This is a genomic window from Streptomyces sp. NPDC102462, assembly GCF_044765425.1.
Taxonomy (GTDB): Bacteria; Actinomycetota; Actinomycetes; order Streptomycetales; family Streptomycetaceae; genus Streptomyces.
The window spans coordinates 1-1,827 of the sequence record NZ_JBIWKB010000155.1 but is presented as its reverse complement, the minus strand read 5'-3'; the positions used below and the strand labels follow the sequence as shown (position 1 = coordinate 1,827).

Below are 1,827 nucleotides of genomic sequence, written 5' to 3'. Positions count from 1 at the left end.
CGCAGTTCTGCCATCTGTTCAGAGGAGAGATCCATACCTGACTCAACGATCACAGAAGCCTCAGGTTCCATGAACAGGATCACGAGACACTAGGGGGTCGATCAACCCCTACGTGAACTGGTCCGATGTTGCCAAATATGAATTCCGACTGCCTCAATTGGGTGAGCAGCAGCGAATTGCTGGCCTCATGTGGGCATTTGAGGAGACGGTGCTGGCTAAGACATCGGCGCTGGAGGCCGCACAGAAAGCAGAGCTTTCGGCACTGATCGAGTTGTATGATGAGCCAGCGTGGCCAATGCGACGTGTGGACGAGGCCGGGGAGGTCCAGCTCGGCCTCACGCTTTCATCCAAAGTGCGTTCCGGAGAGAGCATGCGTCCATATCTCAGGGTGGCGAACGTCGGAGATGACGAGCTTTTCCTGGATGACGTATTGGAGATGAATTTCGATGAAAGCGCCTACGTCAAATTTCAGCTGAGAAATAATGATATTCTTTTGGTTGAAGGAAACGGCAACCGTATGCATGTAGGCCGCTCTGCTGTCTATCATGAAGAAGTCGTTGGCTGTTGTTTCCAGAATTCTTTGCTGCGGTTCCGTAGTGGCGATGAAGTCCTGCCAGATTTTGCGCACGGCTGGTTTCGGCGCTGCCACCATCGAGGGGACTTCGCCCGGCTTGCAACGGGCACGAACATCGCCCATCTTCCCGCCAGTCTGCTGTCCGCGCAGCGGATGCCTGTCCCTCCAAGGGCAGAACAGGTGAGTGTCGTAGAGCGGCTTGCCGCCGCTCGTGAGCTGCGGCAAACCTTGGAGCAGGGGTTGGAGGAAACCCGTACCCTCATGTCACGGACACTGAACACGGTGCTGAACGGCTGACGGTGCTGGACGGCTGAGGGAACAGGGGACGGGGAGCAGCGGATGTTCGACGAGCGGACCACGGTTCAGGCTTTCGTGACCGATGCCCTGTCCGAATTGTCTGATAGCTCCCCAGGTCAACTTGCATGGTCTCACGTCACCGGATCTGCGCTCGACAGGGTTGAGACGGACGTCTTGGTCGAGTCTGAGGTTCGCGACGCCCTGATCCGGCTCAACCCGGATATTGCTGCTGATGCCGATCATGCCGACGAGGTGATCTACCGGCTCACTGGGCTCGTCCTCTCTGCCCGCAGCACAGGAGTTGTGAAGGCCAATGCGGACTTCCGCTCATGGCTACTCGGTGAGCGCTCCATGCCGTTCGGAACGAATCACGAGCACGTCACAGTGCAGCTGGTCGACTTCAATGACCTGACGCGCAACACCTACAGAGTTGCCACAGAGGTGACCTTCCGCCGTGGCGGCGTCGAGGTCCGATTCGACCATGTTCTGTGGGTTAACGGGCTACCTTTGGTGGTGGGTGAAGCGAAGTCAGCTACCCGACGGGGTGTCACCTGGGCTGACGGCGCACTTCAGATAGACGTGTACCAGCAGGACGTACCCGAGTTTTTTGTCCCCAACGCCTTCTGTTTCGCTACGGATGGTAGGGACCTCCGCTATGGAGCTGTGCGGACGCCACTCCAGAAGTGGGGGCCTTGGCGTGCCGGCTGGGGCGCGGACGACCCCAGAACGCGGCAGGCCAGTGCCGATCATGTCGATCAGGGATCCGGTTCCCTCGACGAATCTGAGGGCGCTCCGTCACTCTTCTCTGCCAATGACACGGAATCCTTTTCGAACGAGCACAGTTCGTCGGGCGCCGGTCCCCTAGTGTCTCGTGACCCTGATTGAGTTACTTCGAGTTGTTATTGACGAGTTTCTTCACGCTGGTTTGGACGAGTCGGACCTTGGCGAGGATCTCG

The 1,827-nt window shown here is 58.2% G+C and carries 2 protein-coding genes; both read left to right on the top strand.

The genetic code is table 11. The features are described 5' to 3' along the window. Nucleotides 1-112: 112 nt before the first annotated feature. Nucleotides 113-871, top strand: coding sequence for a hypothetical protein (locus ACIRFL_RS43800; protein WP_404041352.1), 759 nt, complete (start codon nucleotides 113-115; stop codon nucleotides 869-871). A 42-nt stretch (nucleotides 872-913) separates the two neighbouring features. Next, on the top strand, nucleotides 914-1,756 hold the full coding sequence (locus ACIRFL_RS43795) for a type I restriction endonuclease (RefSeq protein WP_404041349.1): 843 nt from the start codon (nucleotides 914-916) through the stop codon (nucleotides 1,754-1,756). Nucleotides 1,757-1,827 lie beyond the last annotated feature (71 nt).